The sequence below is a fragment of the Rathayibacter sp. VKM Ac-2804 genome (assembly GCF_009866655.1).
Lineage (GTDB): Bacteria > Actinomycetota > Actinomycetes > Actinomycetales > Microbacteriaceae > Rathayibacter.
On sequence record NZ_CP047420.1, the window covers coordinates 2,075,461 to 2,094,284 of the forward strand.

Consider the following 18,824-nt stretch of genomic DNA (forward strand, 5'->3'; position numbering starts at 1 on the left):
CCTCCGGGAGGAGGTGGGGGAGTCCTGTGCGCGCCGGTGCGCCGCTTGTCGCCCGTTCGGCCCGCGGAGTAGCGTCGGGCCATGCTCAACATCGCTGTCTCCCTGGCCGACAAAGTGACCTCCGCGGGTGCCGCGACGAGCTACGGAGACCCGATCGAGGTCGACGGCGTCTCGCTCGTCCCCGTCTCGCTCCGCTGGTTCGGCTTCGGCGGCGGCAGCGGCTCCGAGGACGGCCAGGAGGGCGGCGGAGGAGGCGGCGGCGGCGCCGTGGTCCCGATCGGCGCCTACATCAAGGACGACCTCGGCCTGCGCTTCCAGCCGAACATCGTCTCGGTCCTCGCCGTCGGCGTCCCGCTCGTGTGGGTCTCCGGCAAGGCGCTCGCGCGGATCATCCGCGCGCTCAAGAAGTAGCGGATCCGGCGCGGCCTCAGCGCTGGGGCCGCGCCGTGAACCAGGTCTTCTTCGTCCGGCCGAAGCCGACGAGCAGCCGCTCGGCGTCGTTCGGACGGCGCGGGTCGTAGATCACCGCGACCGGCTCGCCCGCCATCCAGGCGTCGCCGCGCTTCCACGGAGTCTTGACCGCGTGCCGCTCCTCGCCGTCGACGAGACGGTAGGCGACCAGCAGTCGCCCCAGATCCCGGGCCGCCGAGGCGTCGCCTCTGCTCGGGTCGTGGGCGACCACGCGACCGGGCACCCGGGTGCCGTAGCTGAGCAGCTCGCGGCGGATCCGGAACCGGCGCCGCCAGAGCAGCACCTGCAGGAGCACCACGAGGACCGCGGCGAGGACGAGCACCACCGACCACGACATGCTGTCTATGATTGCTGACGAACACGGGAGTCCGGTGCACCGGGCTGAGAGGAAGGCAGCAGCCTTCGACCGTCGAACCTGATCTGGGTCATGCCAGCGAAGGAACGTTTCGATCTCCTCTTCTTCCACCCGTGCCCCGTTTCGCTTCCACGAAAGGGCACGTCAGTGCAGAACAAAGCAGCGCAGAACACAGCAGCGCAGAACACCGCGGCGCAGAGCACCACCGGTACCGGACGGACCTCCTCCGGCGGCCGTCCCCGCGATCTCCGCTGGCGGGTCGTCGACATCGTCGTGGCGAGCGTCGTCGCCGTGGCCGCGGGCATCGTCTTCTGGGCGTGGGGACTCGCGACCAATGTCCTCGGCGTCGCCTTCGAGTTCCTCCCCGGTCTCGGCGGCCTCCTCGGCGGCGGCTGGCTCTTCGCCGGCGTGCTCGGCGGCCTCATCATCCGCAAGCCCGGTGCGGCGCTCTACACCGAGCTCCTCGCCGCGGTCGTCTCCGCCCTGATCGGCACCCAGTGGGGCTTCGCCGTCCTGCTCTCCGGACTCGTCCAGGGCCTGGGCGCCGAGATCGTGCTCGCCCTCTTCCTCTACCGCAGCGGTCGCCCGCTCGTCGCGATGCTGGCCGGGGCCGGTGCCGGTCTCGCCCTCGCCGTCAACGACCTGCTGGTCTACTACCCCGCCGTCGACGACCTGTTCCGCACGGTCTACGTCGTGTCGTCCCTCGTGTCGGGCGCGGTGCTGGCCGGGCTCCTGCCCTGGTTCGCGGTGCGCGGGCTCGCCGCCTCCGGAGCGCTGGACCGCTTCGTCTCGGGCCGGGAGGGCCGCGTGGTCGAGGGGGCGGGCGCGAGCGCTCGATGAGCGGTGCGTCGATCCGGGCCCAGGGCTGGAGCTGGCGGCACGCGGGCCGGTCGAGCGCGGCCGTCACGGGGCTCGATCTCGACGTGCGGCCGGGGGAGCGCGTCCTTCTCCTCGGCCCGTCCGGCGCGGGCAAGAGCACGCTGCTGCACGCGCTGGCCGGTGTCCTCGGCGGCGAGGAGGACGGCGCCGACGAGGGCGAGCTGAGCATCGACGGCGGGTCGCCGGGCGAGCGCCGCGGCGTCGCCGGTCTCGTGCTCCAGGACCCCGACACCCAGGCCGTGCTCGCGCGGGTCGGGGACGACGTCGGCTTCGCCTGCGAGAACCTCGGCGTTCCGCGCGCGGAGATCCCGGCCCGGGTCCGGCGCGCGCTCGACGACGTCGGTCTCGACGTCGCTCTCGGCCGGTCGACCTCCGCGCTGTCCGGCGGCCAGAAGCAGCGGCTCGCCCTCGCCTGCGTCCTCGCGATGCAGCCTCGGCTCCTGCTGCTCGACGAGCCGACCGCGAACCTCGACCCCCGCGGCGTCCAGGAGGTCCGCTCGGCGGTCGAGCGGACCACGGCGCGCACCGGCGCCACCCTGATCGTCGTCGAGCACCGCGTCGACGTCTGGATCGACCTGGTCGACCGGATCGTCGTGCTCGGCGCCGACGGCACCGTCGTGGCCGACGGCGAACCGCGTCCGGTGATCGAGCGCGCCCGCGGCGTCCTCGAGGCCGCGGGAGTCTGGCTCCCGGGCGAGCACCCCGAGCGGCGCGTCGAGGCGACCGGACCGGCGCCGATCGCCCTGAGCGCGACGGCGCTCGGTCTCGCCCGACCGGTCTTCGGGCGCCGCACCCCGCCCCTGATCGCCGAAGGCCTCGACCTCTCTCTCGCTGCCGGCCGGGTGACCGCCGTCCTCGGTCCGAACGGCGCCGGCAAGTCGACGCTCGCGCTGACGCTGGCCGGCCTGCTCCCGCCGGCCCGGGGCGAGATCGTCGCGTCGCCGACGGTGCGCGACGGAGCCTCTCCGCACCCGCACCGCTGGAGCTCGCGGCAGCTCAGCGACCGGGTCGCCATGGTCTTCCAGGAGCCGGAGCACCAGTTCCTCACGGCGCGGGTGCGCCAGGAGCTGCACCTCGGCGTCCGCGACGAGGCGGAGCGGCGCCGCGCCGACGAGCTGCTCGAGCGGCTCGGACTCGCGCACCTCGCCGACGCGAACCCCTTCACCCTCTCCGGCGGCGAGAAGCGGCGGCTCACCGTCGCCTCGGCGCTGGTCCGGCGCCCCGCCGTCGTCGTGCTCGACGAGCCGACCTTCGGCCAGGACCGGCGGACCTGGGACGTGGTCGTCGACCTCCTCGCCGAGCTGCGCGCGGACGGACGCGCCGTGCTCGCCGTCACGCACGACGAGCACCTGGTGACGGCCCTCGCCGACGCCGTGGTCCGCCTCGGCGAGCCGACGGTGGTGCCCGGATGACGCTCCTGGACGCGGTCCCGGCCCGCGGGCGCATCGCCCGGGCGAACCCCGTCGCGAAGCTCCTCGCGAGCCTCGTCATCGCCGTCGTCCTGATCCTGACGGTCGACGTCGTCTCGGCGGCGACCGCGCTCGCGCTCGAGCTGCTCGTGCTGCCCTTCGTCGGGCTCCGCCCCGGCGACCTGGTGCGCCGCACGGCTCCGGTCTGGATCGCGGCGCCGCTCGCGGGCATCACGACCGTGCTCTACGGACGGGACAGCGGCGCTGTGCTGGGGCAGTTCCTCTTCGTCTCCGTCACGGAGGGCTCGGTCGCCCTCGGCGGCGCGATCGCTCTGCGCGTGCTCGCCATCGGCCTGCCCAGCGTGGTGCTGATCGCGACGACCGACCCCACCGATCTCGCGGACGGCCTGGCCCAGATCCTCCGGCTGCCGGCGCGCTTCGTCCTCGGCGGCCTCGCGGGCATGCGGCTCGTCGGCCTGCTCAGCGACGACTGGCGCACTCTCGCGATGGCCCGCCGGGCGCGGGGAGTGGCCGACGGACGCGGACCGATCGCGGCGGTGAAGAGCCTCGGCGCCCGCAGCTTCTCGCTGCTGGTGCTGGCGATCCGACGGGGCAGCAGGCTCGCCACGGCGATGGAGGCGAAGGGCTTCGGCGCGGACACCCCGCGGACCTGGGCGCGGGTGTCCCGCCTGGGCCCGTTCGACGTGCTGCTGGTGCTGGGCGGCGCGGCGATCGCGGCTCTCGCGATCATCGCGGCCGTGCTCACCGGCGCCTGGAGCTTCGTGCTGAATGGCTGACCCGCGGCACCTCACCGGCGCGACGGCACGCGTCCTCGCTCGTCGGCTCGTCGCCCGCCGGGCGCGCACGGTGCTGCTCGACGGGCCGAGCGGCTCGGGGAAGTCGACCTTCGCGCTGGCGCTGCTGGTGGAGCTGCGGCGGACCGCCCGCGCTCCCGCGGCTGCGCTCGTGCGGATGGACGACGTCTACCCCGGCTGGTCGGGGCTGGACCGCTCGGTCGCGATCGCAGCGGAACGGATCGTCCGGCCGCACGCGCTCGGGCTCGGCGCGCGCTGGCAGACGTGGAACTGGGCGGCCGACACGACCGGGGGGCCGCGCACGGCCGGTGCACCGCTCCTTCTGCTGGAGGGCTGCGGCGCCGCGGGGGAGCGGAGCCGGCGCTTCGCCGATCTGACCGTGTGGATCGAAGCGGACGAGGCGCAGCGGAAGCAGCGCGCGCTCGCCCGCGACGGCGCGCTCTTCGAGCCGCACTGGGACTCCTGGGACGAGCAGTTCCGGCGCTACTGCGCGCGGGAGCGACCGCGCGAGGGTGCTGACCTGGTGCTCGACTCGAGCGACCCCGTAGGCGTTCGGGAGGACTGAGGAGTCAGGCCCAGCCGAGCTCGTGCAGCCGGTCGTCGTCGATCCCGTAGAAGTGCGCGATCTCGTGGACGAGGGTGACGTGGATCTCGTCGCGCAGCTCGTCGAGAGTCTCGCAGGCGGCGAGGTGGGGCTCGCGGTAGAGGATGATCCGGTCGGGCATCTCGCCGAAGCCGTAGCGCTCGCGCTCGGTCAGCGCGACGCCGTCGTAGAGGCCGAGCAGGTCGAGCGAGCCGTCCTCCGGGCGGTCCTCGACGACGAAGACGACGTTCTCGAGTCCGTCGACCATGTCGTCCGGGAGGGCGTCGAGCTCGGCGACGACCAGCGTCTCGAACCCGGCCTCGTCGAGGGTGAGCATCGCCTGGCCTCTCGTCGTCGATCGGGTCGTGTCGCCGGTCTGCTCGTGTCGTCGGCCGGGAGGAGCGGCGGGAAGACGGAAGGCCCGGAGTCCACGACTCCGGGCCTTCTCGACTGGGGTGAGTAACGGGGCTCGAACCCGCGACCTCCTAGACCACAACCAGGCGCTCTGCCAACTGAGCTATACCCACCAGGACGGTGTTCCGCGGGGGTGACCCGCGAAGCAACTGTACGAGAGTACTACATCCGCGAGGCGAACTCGTCCACGACGGCGGCCGAGATCGCCTGCACCTCGGCGGAGGTGGGGCCCGGCTCGGGGACGAAGACGGCCCGCCGGTAGAAGCGGAGCTCGCGGATGCTCTCGAGGATGTCGGCGAGGGCGCGGTGGCCGCCGTGCTTGGCCGGGGCGTTGAAGTAGATGCGCGGGAACCAGCGGCGGGCCAGCTCCTTGACGGTCGAGACGTCGACGTTGCGGTAGTGCAGGTGCGCGTCGAGACGCGGCATGAACTTGACCAGGAAGGCGCGGTCGGTGCCGATCGAGTTGCCGGCGAGCGGCGCCTGCTGCTCGGCGGGGACGTGCTTGAGCACGTACTCGAGGACCTCGTACTCGGCCTCGGCGACGCTCACGCCGTTCGGGATCTCCTTGAGGAGGCCCGAGGTCTCGTGCATGTTCCGGACGAAGTCGCCCATGTTCTCCAGCGCCGAGGCGTCGGGGCGGATCACGATCGACAGCCCCTCGTCGAGGGGTTCGAGATCGAAGTCGGTGACGATCACGGCGATCTCGACGAGCTCGTCGACGGCGAGGTCGAGTCCCGTCATCTCGCAGTCGATCCAGACAAGACGGTCGGGGGCGCTACTCATGCGCCGCAGTCTATCCGCGGCCACCGACACGGCCGCGGCGCCGGGGGAGCGCCTCCTAGACTCGGTCTCCGTGATGATCCTCGTCTGCGTGCTGCTGATCGCCAACGCCGTCTGGAACGCCGTCGTCTGGCCGCCGTTCCTCCGCCGGGTGCGCAAGGACCCGCGGGCCCGTGACGCCTCGGGCCGGGCCACGACCTTCCTCCGCGTCCACACGGTCCTGATCGGGATCTCGCTGCTGCTCGCGGTCGTCTCACTGGTCGTCGGCGTGCTGGGGCTCGTCCGGGGCGCCTGAGGTCGCTCTTCCTCCGGCGCCGTGGCGACGCCGCCCCCCGGAAGCCCCGTAGTACCCTGGCGAGACGCCCCCGTAGCTCAGCGGATAGAGCAGCAGCCTTCTAATCTGACGGTCGCAGGTTCGAGTCCTGCCGGGGGCACTTCCGCGTCCGCGGGCCCCGTGCCGGCTCTTCCCCGGGGCCTCGTTCTCCGTCGCCCGTCACCGGCTCGCGGACGTGCCCCGGACGCGGGCCAGGACGTCCCCCGGACGCGGGCTCGCGGTCCGGGTGCCGCTAGCACAGTGCAGAAATCTGAGCAACACCGGCGTGTTTCGTCGCATCAGCGGTTCCGGCCCTCCACCCGCCCCTAGGCTGGGCGAGCACCGGAATTACAACGACGTAAGAAACGGAGGTACGACCATGTTGCTCCTCGCCATCCTCGGCGGAATCGCCGTCGCGTGGACGATCATCGCGGCGCCCCTCGCTGTGCTGGTCGGTCGAGTCGCTCGTGCTCGAGATGCGCACGTCTGAGGCGTACGAACTGCACCACGGAGAAGGCCCCGATCGCACTCGCGATCGGGGCCTTCTCTTCGTCCCGGAGGTCGGCTACTCGGCCGGGCGGGCGGTCGCGGTGCTCTGATCCCGGTCCGCCGGAGTGTCGTCCGACTCGTCCGCGGGGGTCGCCGGGGTGCTCGCCGCGGGCTGCTCGACGGGCGGGAGCTCCTCGACGGTGCGCTCCCGCGAGGGGACGTCGAGGCGGTCGACGTCGGCGAGAAGTCGGCGCGTTTCGTCGGTGTGGGGGCCCTCCGCGGCGGGCGGCAGGACGATGGTCGGCGTCGACGGACGCTCGAACGCGGCGGTCGGCTCCGACGATGCGGCTCCGATGACGACCGGGGTGGCCGCGGCGGCGGGAGTGGAGCGCGCCGGCTCCGGGGCGCGGTCGCTCGACGTCTCCGTCGAGGCGCCGGTCTTCGGCGTCTCGGGACGCGAGGTCTCCGAGAAGCGCCAGCGCTCGAGGTCGGCGAGGAAGGCCTTGCGGGCGCGGTTCGGCTTGTCTCGCCAGAGGACGAGGCGGTCGCGGAACTCGCCCACGCTCGCCTGCGTCTGGTAGCCGCCCGTCGACGAGGTGTGCTTGAGGTCGGCGAGCTCGTGCGCGGCCCAGTTGGCCGCCACTCCCGAGCCCTTGACCGGCAGGAGGCGGAGGTGCGTCTCGGCCTGCGCCGCGGCGCGGTCGCTGAGGATGCGCTCGGACTGGCTGAGCACGTTCCACGCCGACGCGTCGACCGCGGCATCGATGAGCGTCGCGATGACCGCGTTCTTGCGCTCGTGCTCCTGCTGCCGGATGAGGCGCGCGACCGCCGAGCGGAGGACGAGCGCGGCCACGATCACCCCGACGATCACGGCGAGGAGGACGAGCGCGGCGACGAACACCGACTGGCGCCCTTCGGCCGTCTGGACCCAGGTCACGAATTCGTTCCACCACTGCATGAGCCGAACGTTAGCCCGGGGCCCGGCGGCAGGCGGGTCAGGCGCGCCGACCCCCGGGGGATCGGCGCGCCGAGCCGGGGCTCAGGCGACCCGGAAGACCTCGATCGCGTCCTCGACGCTCCAGAACTCGCCGATCTCGGGTCCGGACGGCATCCCGGCACGGAGGAGCCGGGCGCGGTACTTCTCGCCCTGCGGCCCCTCGACGAGCTCGACGTGGCCCACGATCGAGCCCGCGCCGGTGCTCACGCGCCAGAGGCGCGCGTTCACGCGGGTGAGGGTGGGCGGGACGCGGGTGGCGTGAAGGGTGGTGAGGGACACTGCTTCCTCCTGCTGGTCGTCGTGTGCGGGAGCACCCACCGGCCGAGTGCTCTCGCAGACTACGAGCGACCACCGACATCGCCGCCGGCCCGCCGCGGTCGGTTCGGAACGTCAGTTCAGCGACGTCCCGTGCACCGCGAACTCCTCGATCGCGGCGGTCTCCGACTCCGTCAGGGGTCCGGCCTCGAGGGCCGCGATGTTCTGCTCCAGCTGGGCGACGCTCGAGGCGCCGATGATCGCGCTCGTGACCGTCGGCACGCGCAGCACCCAGCTCAGGGCGAGCTGCGCGAGGGTCTGACCGCGGCCCTGGGCGATCGCGTTCAGGCCGCGCGCTCGCTCGAGGTACTTCTCGTCGATCCGGTCGGAGGAGAGGAAGCGCGACGTCGCGGCGCGGGAGCCCGCGGGCACCGTGCCGTCGAGGTAGCGGTCGGTCAGCAGCCCCTGCGCGAGCGGCGAGAAGACGATGCAGCCCGTGCCGATCTCGTCGAGGACCGGGAAGAGGCCGTCCTCGATGTGGCGGTCGAAGAGGGAGTAGCGCGGCTGGTGCAGCAGCAGGTGCACGCCGCTGCCGGCGAGGGCGGCCTCGGCGGCGCGGGTCTGCTCGGGGCTGTAGTTCGAGATGCCGACGTACAGCGCCTTGCCCTGCTCGACGGCCGAGACCAGCGCGCCCATCGTCTCCTCGATCGGCGTCTCGGCGTCGGGGCGGTGCGAGTAGAAGACGTCGACGTAGTCGAGCCCGAGCCGGGTCAGGCTCTGATCCAGCGAGGAGAGCAGGTACTTGCGCGAGCCGCCGTCACCGTAGGGGCCGGGCCACATGTCGTAGCCGGCCTTGGAGGAGATGACCATCTCGTCGCGGTAGGGGCGGAAGTCCTCGGCGAACAGGCGGCCGAACGCGGTCTCCGCGGCGCCGTAGGGCGGTCCGTAGTTGTTCGCGAGGTCGAAGTGGGTGATCCCCAGATCGAACGCGCGGCGCAGGATCGCGCGCTGGGTGTCGAGGGGGCGGTCGGATCCGAAGTTGTGCCAGAGGCCGAGCGAGAGGGCGGGCAGCATCAGCCCGCTCCGTCCTGCGCGTCGGTAGTCCATGGCGTCGTAGCGGGCGGGGGCGGCGTCGTAGCTCACCCGGCGACTCTATTCCAGGGGGTGAGCGCTGCGGAATGCGGACGCGGCGGAGCGTGTTGGATCGGAGGACGCGCCCGGCACCCCGGCCGCGTCGATGCGACAGGAAGTGAGTCACACGCAATGCGCACATTCGTACTCGCCGGAGGATGCTTCTGGTGTCTGGACGCCGTCTACCGCGTCCTCGACGGCGTGACCGACGTCGTCTCCGGCTACACCGGCGGAACCACCCCGAACCCCGATTACGAGTCCGTCTGCACGGGCCGCACCGGGCACGCGGAGGCCGTCGCCGTCACCTTCGACCCCGAGGTGATCCCGGAGCAGGTGATCCTCGACGTGTTCTTCACGCTGCACGACCCGCGGCAGCTCAACCGCCAGGGCAACGACGTCGGCACCCAGTACCGCTCGGCGATGTACTACTCCTCCGACGAGGAGAGGGAGCTGTTCGAGACCGCTCGCGACCGCGCGTCCGAGTGGTGGGACGGCCCGATCGTCACCGAGATCGCGCCGCTGGGCGCCTACCACGAGGCCGAGGACTACCACCAGGACTTCTTCGCCAAGAACCCCGGTCAGGGCTACTGCCTCGCCGTGGCGCTGCCGAAGGTGAACAAGATCCGCAAGTCCTACTCGAAGTACATCCTCGCGTCCTAGCGCTCCTCCCCAGGCGACGATCTCGCCGGGTCTCCACCGAAGGGCCCGCCTCCACCACGGAGGCGGGCCCTTCGTCGCGACACTGTCCCTGCGTCGCCCGGGTGGTTCCAGCCCCCTCCGCCCGGGCGGCGCCCCCGTCGCAGTCGCGTCGGGAGCAGAGGAGCGTCGCCCGTAGCGGCGACCGAGGAGAGGACAGCAGCATGACCGACACCCTGACCGTCATCGGAGTCATCGGCACCGAGCCGCGCAGCGTCGACACGACGAGCGGCACCGCGATGACGACCTTCCGCCTGGCGTCCGCCCAGCGGCGCTACGACCGCTCCACCCAGCGCTGGGTTGACGGCGCGACCAACTGGTACACGGTGAACGCCTTCAACGGGCTGGCCGGCAACGCCCTGGCGTCGCTCGCCCGCGGCGACCGCGTCCTGGTGACCGGTCGCCTCTCCGTCCGCTCCTGGGAGTCCGGCGGCAAGGCGGGCACCGACGTCAGCGTGATCGCCGAGGGCCTCGGCCACGACCTGGCCTGGGGCACCACGCGCTGCACCCGGACGGTCGGGCGGGCGAAGGCGGCACCGCCCGAGTCGGCAGCGCCCGAGTCGGCGACGGCCGAGGCGGCAGCGCCTGAGGCGGTCGCGACCCGCGCGAGCGGCTGGAGCGCGGAGGCGCCGGCCGCCGTCGAGAGCGCCTCCTCCGGCTCCTCCTCCGGCGCCTCCTCCGGCTCCTCCTCCGGCTCCTCCGGCTCCTCCGGCGGCGACTGGGGCGCAGCGCGCGCCTGCGCGCCGGAGCCGTCCGAGGCGTCGTTAGAATCGGTCGACGCCCCGTTCTGACGCGGCGTCCGGCGCGCGTCCGGCCGCCGCGGGAGGGATTCGAGTGAGCACACGGACCGTCGTCCGCGCCGGCCTGCGAGCGGGAGCGGTGCTCGCGCTGCTCATCGGGATCGCCGGCTGCACGTCCCCCGCCGCGCCGCCCGCCGCCGAGAGCCCGTCGGCCTCCGCCGCCCCGTCCGCACCCGAATCGGCCGCTCCCGTCGCGCTGGTGCCCGGCGGCACCGCCGAGGAGAACCTGCCCTTCTTCCGGCAGATCGTCACCGCCGCCGCCGGCTCGGATCCCGAGACCCCGGGCCGGAGCGTCGTCGACGCCCTCGTGGCCGCCGGCTTCGCGAAGGAGTCGATGCAGCTGACCGCCGACGAGACGTCGGTCGGCCTCGAGGCCGACTCCGTCCAGGTCTCGGTGAAGGCGAGCGACGCCTGCCTGATCGGGCAGTACGGGCCGAATGTGGACGGCGTGCGCGCGATCGTCGCCGCGCCGATCGCGACCGGCGCCTGCCTCATCGGCAGCACCGTCCCGCTCGACGGCTGAGCCGACGGCAGGAGCCGGAGCACGGAGCCGAACGCCACGAGCCTCCAGCCGGTATCCTCGGTACCGGCCCGGCCTCCGACCTTCCCGCCCGCGCTCCCGCGTGCGGTGGTCGATCACCGGCGACATTCCGGCCGAGGGGCACCCGAGCAACGGGGCGCCCGCGGCGGAGAGCGGGGCTCCGAGAACGTACGAGCGGTTGAGGGACTGAAGTGGCTGAATACATTTACTCGATGGTGCGCGCCCGCAAGGCGGTCGGCGACAAGCTGATCCTGGACGACGTCACCATGTCGTTCCTGCCCGGAGCGAAGATCGGCGTGGTCGGCCCGAACGGCGCCGGCAAGTCGACGATCCTGAAGATCATGGCGGGGCTCGACACCCCCAGCAACGGCGAGGCGCGGCTGAGCCCGGGCTACACCGTCGGCATCCTGATGCAGGAGCCGGAGCTCGACGAGACCAAGACGGTGCTCGAGAACGTCCAGGAGGGCGTCGGCGAGATCAAGGGCAAGATCGACCGCTTCAACGAGATCTCGCTGGCGATGGCCGACCCGGACGCCGACTTCGACACGCTCCTCGCCGAGATGGGCACCCTGCAGGAGGCCATCGACGCCGCCGACGCCTGGGACCTCGACTCGCAGCTCGAGCAGGCGATGGACGCGCTGCGCACCCCGCCGGGAGACTCGCCCGTCACCAGTCTCTCCGGCGGCGAGAAGCGCCGCGTGGCGCTGACCAAGCTCCTGCTGCAGAAGCCCGACCTGCTGCTGCTGGACGAGCCCACCAACCACCTCGACGCCGAGAGCGTGCTCTGGCTCGAGCAGTTCCTCTCCAAGTACCCCGGCGCCGTCCTCGCCGTCACCCACGACCGGTACTTCCTCGACAACGTCGCGGAGTGGATCGCCGAGGTCGACCGCGGCCACCTCTACCCGTACGAGGGCAACTACTCGACCTACCTCGAGAAGAAGAGCGCGCGCCTCGAGGTGCAGGGCAAGAAGGACGCGAAGCTCGCCAAGCGCCTGACCACCGAGCTCGAGTGGGTCCGCAGCAACGCCAAGGGCCGCCAGACCAAGTCGAAGTCGCGCCTCGCGCGCTACGAGGAGATGGCGGCGGAGGCCGAGAAGACGCGCGTCCTCGACTTCGAGGAGATCGTCATCCCGGTCGGCCCGCGCCTGGGCTCGCAGGTCATCGACGCGAAGAAGCTGCACAAGTCCTTCGGCGACCGCGTCCTGATCGACGACCTCAGCTTCACACTGCCGCGCAACGGCATCGTCGGCGTCATCGGCCCGAACGGCGTCGGCAAGACCACGCTGTTCAAGACCATCGTCGGCTTCGAGCCGCTCGACTCGGGCGACCTGCGGATCGGCGAGACGGTCGACATCTCCTACGTCGACCAGACCCGCGGCGGCATCGACCCGAACAAGAACCTGTGGGAGGTCGTCTCCGACGGGCACGACTACATCCAGGTCGGCAAGACCGAGATCCCCTCGCGGGCCTACGTCTCGCAGTTCGGCTTCAAGGGCCCGGACCAGCAGAAGCGCGCCGGCATCCTCTCCGGTGGCGAGCGCAACCGCCTCAACCTGGCGCTGACGCTCAAGCAGGGCGGCAACCTGCTCCTGCTCGACGAGCCCACCAACGACCTGGACATCGAGACGCTCGGCAGCCTCGAGAACGCGCTGCTCGAGTTCCCCGGCTGCGCCGTGGTGATCACCCACGATCGCTGGTTCCTCGACCGGATCGCGACGCACATCCTCTCCTACGAGGGCACGGAGGACGACCCGGCGAACTGGTACTGGTTCGAGGGCAACTTCGAGTCCTACGAGCAGAACAAGATCGAGCGCCTCGGCCCGGACGCGGCGAAGCCGCACCGCTCCGCGTACCGCAAGCTCACCCGCGACTGATGCGCCTGCACGTCGCCATCCCGCTGCGCTGGTCGGACTTCGACGCCTACGCGCACGTCAACAACGCCGAGATGCTGCGCCTGCTCGAGGAGGCGCGCATCCAGGCGTTCTGGCGCCCCGACTCCCCGGAGCCGGGCGGGAGGGCGACGGCGGTGCTCGACGCCCGGCCGGGCGCGCGCACGATCAGCCTGATCGCGCGCCAGGAGATCGAGTACCTCGCGCCGATCCCGTACATGCGCGCCCCGCTCGACATCGAGCTGTGGATCGGGCGGATCGGCGGCGCGAGCCTCGAGGTCTGCTACGAGCTGTACTCCCCGGTCGGCGTCGAGCCGCGCGTGCTCTACACCAAGGCCGCCACCACGCTGGTCATGGTGACGGCCGCGACGGGCCGCCCCGAGCGCATCCCGGAGGAGCTCCGCGAGGTCTGGGCGCCGTACGTCGAGGAGCCGGTCGCCTTCTCCAAGCGGAGCTGACGGCGGCCCGTCGGGCGGGCGGCAGCGGCGCGAGCCGGGCCGCTCAGCCGAGCGGGACGCGGACCATGCCCTCCTGGGCGACGCTCGCCACCAGGCGGCCGTCCCGAGAGTAGATGCGGCCGAGCGAGAGACCGCGCCCGCCCGAGGCGCTCGGCGCCTCCTGGACGTAGAGCAGCCACTCGTCGACGCGGGCGGGGCGGTGCCACCACATCGCGTGGTCGAGACTCGCGATCCGCAGCCCCGGGGTGATCCAGGCCGCGCCGTGCCGCCGCAGCGTCGACTCGAGGATCGTGTAGTCGCTCGCGTAGGCGAGGGCGGCGCGGTGCAGCAGCGCGTCGTCGGGCAGCGGCCCGAGCGCGCGCATCCACACGCACTGGTGCGCGGTGCGGTTCGGATCCGCGCGCAGGTAGACCGGCTGCTCGACGTGGCGGACGTCGAACGGCCGCTGGGTCGCCCAGAAGCTGCCGACCGGGTGGTCGACGCCCTTCAGCACCTCGGCGGTGCTCGGCAGCGACTCGGGGTCGGGGACGCCCTCCGGCATCGGCGTCTGGTGGTCCAGGCCCTCGTCCTCGGTCTGGAACGACGCGATCATCGAGAGGATCGGCGCGCCGTTCTGGTAGGCCTGCGTCCGCCGGGTGGCGAACGATCGGCCGTCGTGGATCCGGTCGACCGAGAAGGTGATCGGCAGCGAGACGTCGCCCGGCCGGAGGAAGTAGCCGTGCATCGAGTGCACGCTGCGCTCGTCGACGGTCCGGCCCGCCGCGATCAGCGACTGCGCCAGCACCTGGCCGCCGAAGACGCGGCCCTCCGGCATCCACTGCGAGGGACCGGTGGAGATGTCCTCGCTGGTGCGCGCGCCCGTGTCGACGAGATCGAGGGCGGTGAGGAACGAGGAGAGCGGATCGGACACGGGACCTCCGGGGTGTCTGCCGATCAGGAGAGCGGCCTCGGGTAAGTTTATCGACGCGATGATGTCGTCCTTCTCCCTGGCGGATCCGCCCAGCCTCTCCGATCTGCGCGTGTTCCTCGGCCGGTCCGCGCGCGTCGAGGACGGCGCCGTGCGCCTGCTCGCCCAGGACCGGATCCTGGCGGCGTACACCGCGATCCTCCAGCCGCGCGGCCTGCTCGACCGGTCCTCCACCGTGCTCGGCCTGCGCGTCTTCGCGCTCGACGAGCCCACCTCCTTCGATCGGGTGGTGCCGATCCGCGCCCTCTCCGACCGGCTCGCCCGCCTGCAGTGGGAGCCGGGGGGAGCGGACGGCAAGCCGGTCGTGCTGCCCGACGGCGACGACGCCACCGCGGGCGCCTGGGCCGGCATCTCGCCGCCGCGCGGGGGCTGGCAGCGGCGCGAGCCGGTCGATCCGGCGTTCCTCGAGAAGGTCGCCCGCGACGGCATCGACGAGATCGCCGCGGCCGTCGGCTCTGAGACCGGCGAGCAGATCGTCGGCCGCGTGCGCTCGACCGTCTGGGGCCGTCCGCTGGACGGCCTGGAGGATGTGCCCGCCGGCGCCGCCTTCGCGCTGTTCGCCCTCGGCTTCCTCGGCGCCGACGACCCCGTCGCGCTGCTCGAGAGCGGGCAGTGGCGGCGGCTCACCTCGCGGCGCGGGCACGTGCTCGTCCGCACCCCCGCCTGATCCGAGGCCGGCGGGAAGCGCCGAGCGCTACTCCTCGAAGGTGTTGACCATCGCGTGCGCCGCGCGCTCCAGGTAGTCCCAGAGCATCGCGTCGTCCGCCGGAGCCAGCTCCAGCTCGTCGACCGCGACCCGCATGTGCGCGAGCCAGTGGTCGCGGGCCTCGGGGTTCACCTTGAACGGCTGGTGGCGCATCCGCAGCCTCGGGTGCCCGCGCTCCTGGCTGTAGGTGCCGGGGCCGCCCCAGTACTGCTCGAGGAAGCCGGTGAGCCGCTGGATCGCGCCCTCGAGGTCGTGCTCGGGGTACATCGGCCAGAGGACCTCGTCCTCGCGGACGCCCTCGTAGAAGCGGCGGACGAGGCGCTCGAAGGTCGGTCGTCCACCGAGGTGCTCCCAGAAGGAGCGCATCGGGGGAGTGCCGCCGATCTGCAGCCCGCTCACGAGCGCGGTCCCGTCTGGGGCGGCACGGAGCCGCCGTCCTGCGGGCGCTGAGCGGGCTCAGCCGCCTTCGGCCGTCGCAGCGCCCTCGGCAGGCGCACCGGCTTGCCGTGCTCGGTCGTGACCGTGGCGGTCGGCGTCGTGCGCGGTCCCTTCACGCCGCCGACGCTCGTCGCGCCCTCGAAGCCGCTGAGCACCACCGCGCTGAGCGAGGGCAGCTTCACGTCGAGGCTGTCCAGCGCGCGCTTCAGGCGGATGCGGAGCTCGCGCGCCACGTCGTCCTTCGCGGTGGTGCGGGTCTTCAGCACCACGCGGATGACCAGCGCGTCGTCGGCGATCGACTCGAGGCCCCAGAGCTCGGGCTTGTCGATGATCCGCGCCCGCCAGCGGCTGCTCGAGGCGAGCTCGTTCGCGGTGCTGAGGATCGTGCTCTGCACGGATTCGAGGTCGGTCTCGTAGGGCACGGCCAGGTCGATGATCACTCGCGACCAGCCCTGCGACATGTTGCCGACCCGGACGATCTCCCCGTTGCGGACGAACCAGAGTGTGCCGTTCACGTCGCGGATCTGCGTGATCCGCACGCCGACCGCCTCGACGACGCCCGTGGCCTGACCGGTGTCGACGACGTCGCCGACGCCCAGCTGGTCCTCCGCGACCATGAACAGGCCGTTGAGGACGTCCTTGACGATGTTCTGCGCGCCGAAGCCGAGGCCGGCGCCGAGCGCGGCGGTCAGCAGCGCGAACGAGCCGATCAGGGTGTTGTCGATGGTGTTCACGATCATCACCACGGCGACGACGACGATCAGGATCGAGCTGATGTTGTTGAGGATCGAGCCCAGCGTCCTCGTGCGCTGCACGACCCGGACGGCCGCGAGCGGAGAGGCGGCGATCGCCTGGGTGTCCTCGACCCGCTGGCGCTTCTTCACCCCCGAGACGATCTGATCGACGACGCGCCCGACGACGAAGTGCGCGATGACGCGGGCCAGCAGGGCGCCGAGCACGATCGCGAGGACGGCGACGCTCTTCCAGAAGAGCTCGGAGTCGAAGAAGGAGATGGTCGCGGCGACGGGGTCTGGGGTGGAGGTCTCGAGTAGCAGCATCCCGTCCAGGCTAAGGGACGGGCGCCTGCGAGCTCGGGTGACGCCGGAGGGACGCGAGGCGGCATCCGGGGGATAGATTCGACGGGGGCCGGCCCGGCCTCCGCACTCCGCACCCGAACTCCGCACCAGGGGAAGGACGCCCGATGCTCCACTCCACCCGGACTCCCGCCGAGAAGCGCCGCCTCTTCCGCGAGCGGCTCGCGACCGACGAGCTGCTGCAGCTGCCGGGGGCGTTCACCCCGCTGTCGGCGCGGCTGATCGAGGAGAAGGGCTTCGACGGCGTCTACGTCTCGGGCGCGGTGCTCTCGGCCGAGCTCGGCCTGCCGGACATCGGCCTGACCACGCTGAGCGAGGTCGCGAGCCGCGGCCAGCAGATCGCGCGGATGACCGACCTGCCCGTCCTGATCGACGCCGACACCGGCTTCGGCGAGCCGCTCAACGTCGCGCGCACCGTGCAGATGCTCGAGGACGCCGGAGTGACGGCCCTGCACATCGAGGACCAGGTCAATCCCAAGCGCTGCGGACACCTCGACGGGAAGGCCGTCGTCGACGAGAGCACCTCCGTGCGGCGCATCGCCGCTGCGGTCGACGCCCGCCGCGATCCGGGTCTCGTGATCATGGCCCGGACCGACATCCGCGCGCTCGACGGGCTGCAGGCCGCGATCGACCGGGCGAAGCGCCTCGTCGACGCGGGCGCCGACGCGATCTTCCCCGAGGCGATGCGAGACCTCAGCGAGTTCGAGGCCGTCCGCGCCGCGATCGACGTCCCGGTGCTGGCGAACATGACCGAGTTCGGCAAGAGCGAGCTCTTCACGACGCAGCAGCTCGCCGACGTGGGGGTGAACATCGTGATCTACCCGGTGTCGCTGCTCCGCATCGCGATGGGCGCGGCGATGCGCGCGCTCGACGCACTGAAGGCCGAGGGCTCGCTGCAGTCCGAGGTCGCCGGGATGCAGACGCGGGCCGAGCTCTACGAGCTGCTCGACTACTCGTCCTACAGCCGCTTCGACGAGGGCGTCTTCGACTTCAGCCTCGCCGGCCACCACGGCGTCTGAGCCACGACCCAGCCGGCGGCTCCGGTCGCCGATCCGATCGCGAAGGAGCGAGCGATGAGCACCACCGAGCAGGACATCCGCAAGGGACTCGTGGGGGTCGTCGTCGACGCCACGGCGATCTCGAAGGTCGATCCGGAGTCGAACTCGCTGCTGTACCGCGGCTATCCGGTGCAGGAGCTGGCGGCGTCCTGCTCCTTCGAGGAGGTGTCCTGGCTGCTGTGGAAGGGCGAGCTGCCGACGCCGGCCGAGTCCGAGCAGCTGCGCGCCTTCGAGCGAGCGCACCGGGAACCGGCACCGGAGGTGCGCGCGGTGGTCGAGCTGCTGCCGGTGACGGCGCATCCCATGGACGTCGTGCGCACCGCGGTGAGCGTGCTCGGCGCGCTCGAGGATGACCCGGACGACGAGTCGCCGGAGGCGGTCCTGGAGCGCTCGATGCGGCTCTGGGCGGTGCTGCCCGCGGTCGTCGCCGCGATCCAGCGCCGCAGGCACGGGCAGGAGCCGATCGCCGCGCGCGACGATCTCGACTACTCCGAGAACTTCCTCTGGATGACCTTCGGCGAGCTGCCCGATCCGGTGGTCGTCGACGCCTTCCGGGTGTCGCTCGTGCTGTACGCCGAGCACTCCTTCAACGCCTCGACCTTCACGGCGCGCGTGGTCACGTCGACGCTGTCGGACGTGCACTCCGCCGTGACGGCGGCGGTCGGCGCGCTGAAGGGCCCGCTGCACGGCGGGGCGAACGAGGCCGTCCTGCACGTCTTCGACGAGATCGGCATCGGGCCGGAGGCGGGGCCGCGCGCGCGGGCCTGGCTGGCGGAGGCGCTCGGGGCGAAGCGCAAGGTGATGGGCTTCGGCCACCGCGTCTACAAGTCGGGCGACTCGCGCGTGCCGACGATGGAGGCGGCGCTCCGCCGGGTGGCGGAGCAGACCGGGGCGGACGACATGCTCGAGCTCTACGACGCGCTGGCCGCCGAGATGAGCGAGCGCACGGGGATCCTGCCGAACCTCGACTACCCGTCCGGTCCGGCCTACCGCCTGATGGGCTTCGATACGGAGCTGTTCACGCCGCTGTTCGTCGCGGCCCGCGTCGTCGGCTGGACCGCGCACGTCCTGGAGCAGCGCGCCTCGAACGCGCTCATCCGCCCGCTGTCGGCGTACGACGGGCCGGCCCGCCGCTCGGTCCCGGAGCGCTGACCCCGCGCCATCTCGCTGTCCAGCGGAGCCGGCGCGGCCGGCGCGGTTCCCATCGTGCGCTGTGCGCGCTCCGCATGCTGGTCGAGTAGCCGCGGAGCGGCGTATCGAGACCCACCCCTCCTGGTGGCGGGGGA

The 18,824-nt window shown here is 72.2% G+C and carries 23 protein-coding genes, 2 tRNA genes and 1 riboswitch; of the genes, 15 read left to right on the top strand and 10 right to left on the bottom strand.

Annotated features, from left to right (window positions below; translation table 11 throughout):
• Positions 1–81: 81 nt before the first annotated feature.
• Positions 82–411: a hypothetical protein gene (locus GTU73_RS09795; protein ID WP_160089031.1), complete on the top strand. Its 330-nt coding sequence runs from the start codon at positions 82–84 to the stop codon at positions 409–411.
• A 16-nt stretch (positions 412–427) separates the two neighbouring features.
• Here the strand turns inward: GTU73_RS09795 and GTU73_RS09800 are convergent, their stop codons facing one another.
• Positions 428–808: a DUF3592 domain-containing protein gene (locus GTU73_RS09800; protein WP_160089033.1), complete on the bottom strand. Its 381-nt coding sequence runs from the start codon at positions 806–808 to the stop codon at positions 428–430.
• A 14-nt stretch (positions 809–822) separates the two neighbouring features.
• Positions 823–930: riboswitch (TPP riboswitch) on the top strand.
• 43 nt (positions 931–973) lie between these two features.
• Between GTU73_RS09800 and GTU73_RS09805 the strand changes: the two genes are divergently transcribed.
• From GTU73_RS09805 to GTU73_RS09820, 4 genes are read left to right on the top strand one after another with little or no spacing between them, the layout of a single operon-like run.
• A complete protein-coding gene (locus GTU73_RS09805; protein ID WP_244231588.1) occupies positions 974–1,666 on the top strand; it encodes an ECF transporter S component in 693 nt (230 codons plus the stop codon).
• Positions 1,663–3,117 carry an ATP-binding cassette domain-containing protein gene (locus GTU73_RS09810; RefSeq protein ID WP_160089037.1) on the top strand — a complete coding sequence of 485 codons (1,455 nt, stop codon included), beginning with the start codon at positions 1,663–1,665 and terminating at the stop codon, positions 3,115–3,117. The genes GTU73_RS09805 and GTU73_RS09810 overlap by 4 nt, the downstream gene beginning before the upstream one ends.
• Entirely contained in the window at positions 3,114–3,911 is a 798-nt protein-coding gene (locus tag GTU73_RS09815) for an energy-coupling factor transporter transmembrane component T (protein ID WP_160089039.1), read from the top strand. The genes GTU73_RS09810 and GTU73_RS09815 overlap by 4 nt, the downstream gene beginning before the upstream one ends.
• Entirely contained in the window at positions 3,904–4,494 is a 591-nt protein-coding gene (locus GTU73_RS09820; RefSeq protein ID WP_160089041.1) for an ATP-binding protein, read from the top strand. The genes GTU73_RS09815 and GTU73_RS09820 overlap by 8 nt, the downstream gene beginning before the upstream one ends.
• Positions 4,495–4,498: 4 nt before the next feature.
• On the opposite strand, the gene GTU73_RS09825 is transcribed toward GTU73_RS09820, so the two are convergent.
• From GTU73_RS09825 to orn, 3 genes are all read right to left on the bottom strand, one after another.
• Positions 4,499–4,849 carry a metallopeptidase family protein gene (locus GTU73_RS09825; protein ID WP_160089043.1) on the bottom strand — a complete coding sequence of 117 codons (351 nt, stop codon included), beginning with the start codon at positions 4,847–4,849 and terminating at the stop codon, positions 4,499–4,501.
• Positions 4,850–4,963: 114 nt separating this feature from the next.
• A tRNA-His gene (locus GTU73_RS09830) sits at positions 4,964–5,039 on the bottom strand.
• Between the two features lie 49 nt (positions 5,040–5,088).
• A complete protein-coding gene (gene orn / locus GTU73_RS09835; protein WP_160089045.1) occupies positions 5,089–5,709 on the bottom strand; it encodes an oligoribonuclease in 621 nt (206 codons plus the stop codon).
• 73 nt (positions 5,710–5,782) lie between these two features.
• Here orn and GTU73_RS09840 point away from each other — a divergent pair, with 73 nt between their 5' ends.
• Positions 5,783–6,001 carry a hypothetical protein gene (locus tag GTU73_RS09840; RefSeq protein ID WP_160091311.1) on the top strand — a complete coding sequence of 73 codons (219 nt, stop codon included), beginning with the start codon at positions 5,783–5,785 and terminating at the stop codon, positions 5,999–6,001.
• A 66-nt stretch (positions 6,002–6,067) separates the two neighbouring features.
• Positions 6,068–6,140: transfer RNA gene (locus tag GTU73_RS09845), tRNA-Arg, on the top strand.
• Positions 6,141–6,584: 444 nt separating this feature from the next.
• Here GTU73_RS09845 and GTU73_RS09850 read toward each other — a convergent pair.
• The 3 genes from GTU73_RS09850 to GTU73_RS09860 form a co-directional block, all read right to left on the bottom strand.
• Positions 6,585–7,466: a hypothetical protein gene (locus GTU73_RS09850; RefSeq protein WP_160089047.1), complete on the bottom strand. Its 882-nt coding sequence runs from the start codon at positions 7,464–7,466 to the stop codon at positions 6,585–6,587.
• Positions 7,467–7,547: 81 nt separating this feature from the next.
• A complete protein-coding gene (locus GTU73_RS09855; protein WP_160089049.1) occupies positions 7,548–7,784 on the bottom strand; it encodes a hypothetical protein in 237 nt (78 codons plus the stop codon).
• A gap of 111 nt (positions 7,785–7,895) precedes the next feature.
• Entirely contained in the window at positions 7,896–8,903 is a 1,008-nt protein-coding gene (locus tag GTU73_RS09860) for an aldo/keto reductase (RefSeq protein WP_160089051.1), read from the bottom strand.
• A 120-nt stretch (positions 8,904–9,023) separates the two neighbouring features.
• On the opposite strand from GTU73_RS09860, the gene msrA reads away from it, so the two are divergent.
• The 5 genes from msrA (at position 9,024) to GTU73_RS09885 (ending at position 13,275) form a co-directional block, all read left to right on the top strand.
• On the top strand, positions 9,024–9,551 hold the full coding sequence (gene msrA / locus GTU73_RS09865; RefSeq protein WP_160089053.1) for a peptide-methionine (S)-S-oxide reductase MsrA: 528 nt from the start codon (positions 9,024–9,026) through the stop codon (positions 9,549–9,551).
• A gap of 200 nt (positions 9,552–9,751) precedes the next feature.
• Complete coding sequence (locus GTU73_RS09870) at positions 9,752–10,378, top strand: single-stranded DNA-binding protein (protein ID WP_160089055.1); 627 nt, start codon at positions 9,752–9,754, stop codon at positions 10,376–10,378.
• Between the two features lie 43 nt (positions 10,379–10,421).
• Positions 10,422–10,910: a hypothetical protein gene (locus tag GTU73_RS09875; protein WP_160089057.1), complete on the top strand. Its 489-nt coding sequence runs from the start codon at positions 10,422–10,424 to the stop codon at positions 10,908–10,910.
• 209 nt (positions 10,911–11,119) lie between these two features.
• A complete protein-coding gene (ettA, locus tag GTU73_RS09880; protein ID WP_160089059.1) occupies positions 11,120–12,802 on the top strand; it encodes an energy-dependent translational throttle protein EttA in 1,683 nt (560 codons plus the stop codon).
• On the top strand, positions 12,802–13,275 hold the full coding sequence (locus tag GTU73_RS09885) for a thioesterase family protein (protein ID WP_160089061.1): 474 nt from the start codon (positions 12,802–12,804) through the stop codon (positions 13,273–13,275). The genes ettA and GTU73_RS09885 overlap by 1 nt, the downstream gene beginning before the upstream one ends.
• A gap of 43 nt (positions 13,276–13,318) precedes the next feature.
• Here the strand turns inward: GTU73_RS09885 and GTU73_RS09890 are convergent, their stop codons facing one another.
• Entirely contained in the window at positions 13,319–14,185 is an 867-nt protein-coding gene (locus GTU73_RS09890; protein ID WP_173250116.1) for an acyl-CoA thioesterase II, read from the bottom strand.
• A 61-nt stretch (positions 14,186–14,246) separates the two neighbouring features.
• Here GTU73_RS09890 and GTU73_RS09895 point away from each other — a divergent pair, with 61 nt between their 5' ends.
• The gene (locus GTU73_RS09895) at positions 14,247–14,909 is read left to right on the top strand and encodes a hypothetical protein (RefSeq protein ID WP_347877735.1); all 663 of its coding nucleotides are present in this window, start codon (positions 14,247–14,249) and stop codon (positions 14,907–14,909) included.
• Between the two features lie 27 nt (positions 14,910–14,936).
• On the opposite strand, the gene GTU73_RS09900 is transcribed toward GTU73_RS09895, so the two are convergent.
• Together GTU73_RS09900 and GTU73_RS09905 are read right to left on the bottom strand one after the other, a co-directional pair.
• A complete protein-coding gene (locus GTU73_RS09900) occupies positions 14,937–15,314 on the bottom strand; it encodes a globin (RefSeq protein WP_123446018.1) in 378 nt (125 codons plus the stop codon).
• A gap of 29 nt (positions 15,315–15,343) precedes the next feature.
• The gene (locus GTU73_RS09905) at positions 15,344–16,444 is read right to left on the bottom strand and encodes a mechanosensitive ion channel domain-containing protein (protein WP_160089065.1); all 1,101 of its coding nucleotides are present in this window, start codon (positions 16,442–16,444) and stop codon (positions 15,344–15,346) included.
• A 143-nt stretch (positions 16,445–16,587) separates the two neighbouring features.
• On the opposite strand from GTU73_RS09905, the gene prpB reads away from it, so the two are divergent.
• Positions 16,588–17,499 (top strand): methylisocitrate lyase, encoded by a 912-nt coding sequence (gene prpB, locus GTU73_RS09910; RefSeq protein WP_160089067.1) that lies wholly within the window; start codon positions 16,588–16,590, stop codon positions 17,497–17,499.
• 54 nt (positions 17,500–17,553) lie between these two features.
• Positions 17,554–18,690, top strand: coding sequence for a bifunctional 2-methylcitrate synthase/citrate synthase (locus GTU73_RS09915; RefSeq protein ID WP_160089069.1), 1,137 nt, complete (start codon positions 17,554–17,556; stop codon positions 18,688–18,690).
• The last annotated feature ends 134 nt before the right edge of the window (positions 18,691–18,824 follow it).

What these genes read in the sequence shown, in the direction of transcription:
- GTU73_RS09795 (WP_160089031.1), top strand. Translation starts at nt 82, where the DNA reads ATGCTCAACATCGCTGTCTCCCTGGCCGACAAAGTGACCTCCGCGGGT.
- GTU73_RS09800 (WP_160089033.1), bottom strand. Translation starts at nt 808, where the DNA reads ATGTCGTGGTCGGTGGTGCTCGTCCTCGCCGCGGTCCTCGTGGTGCTC.
- GTU73_RS09810 (WP_160089037.1), top strand. Translation starts at nt 1,663, where the DNA reads ATGAGCGGTGCGTCGATCCGGGCCCAGGGCTGGAGCTGGCGGCACGCG.
- GTU73_RS09815 (WP_160089039.1), top strand. Translation starts at nt 3,114, where the DNA reads ATGACGCTCCTGGACGCGGTCCCGGCCCGCGGGCGCATCGCCCGGGCG.
- GTU73_RS09820 (WP_160089041.1), top strand. Translation starts at nt 3,904, where the DNA reads ATGGCTGACCCGCGGCACCTCACCGGCGCGACGGCACGCGTCCTCGCT.
- GTU73_RS09825 (WP_160089043.1), bottom strand. Translation starts at nt 4,849, where the DNA reads ATGCTCACCCTCGACGAGGCCGGGTTCGAGACGCTGGTCGTCGCCGAG.
- orn (WP_160089045.1), bottom strand. Translation starts at nt 5,709, where the DNA reads ATGAGTAGCGCCCCCGACCGTCTTGTCTGGATCGACTGCGAGATGACG.
- GTU73_RS09840 (WP_160091311.1), top strand. Translation starts at nt 5,783, where the DNA reads ATGATCCTCGTCTGCGTGCTGCTGATCGCCAACGCCGTCTGGAACGCC.
- GTU73_RS09850 (WP_160089047.1), bottom strand. Translation starts at nt 7,466, where the DNA reads ATGCAGTGGTGGAACGAATTCGTGACCTGGGTCCAGACGGCCGAAGGG.
- msrA (WP_160089053.1), top strand. Translation starts at nt 9,024, where the DNA reads ATGCGCACATTCGTACTCGCCGGAGGATGCTTCTGGTGTCTGGACGCC.
- GTU73_RS09870 (WP_160089055.1), top strand. Translation starts at nt 9,752, where the DNA reads ATGACCGACACCCTGACCGTCATCGGAGTCATCGGCACCGAGCCGCGC.
- GTU73_RS09885 (WP_160089061.1), top strand. Translation starts at nt 12,802, where the DNA reads ATGCGCCTGCACGTCGCCATCCCGCTGCGCTGGTCGGACTTCGACGCC.
- GTU73_RS09895 (WP_347877735.1), top strand. Translation starts at nt 14,247, where the DNA reads ATGTCGTCCTTCTCCCTGGCGGATCCGCCCAGCCTCTCCGATCTGCGC.
- GTU73_RS09900 (WP_123446018.1), bottom strand. Translation starts at nt 15,314, where the DNA reads ATGCGCTCCTTCTGGGAGCACCTCGGTGGACGACCGACCTTCGAGCGC.
- GTU73_RS09905 (WP_160089065.1), bottom strand. Translation starts at nt 16,444, where the DNA reads ATGCTGCTACTCGAGACCTCCACCCCAGACCCCGTCGCCGCGACCATC.
- prpB (WP_160089067.1), top strand. Translation starts at nt 16,588, where the DNA reads ATGCTCCACTCCACCCGGACTCCCGCCGAGAAGCGCCGCCTCTTCCGC.
- GTU73_RS09915 (WP_160089069.1), top strand. Translation starts at nt 17,554, where the DNA reads ATGAGCACCACCGAGCAGGACATCCGCAAGGGACTCGTGGGGGTCGTC.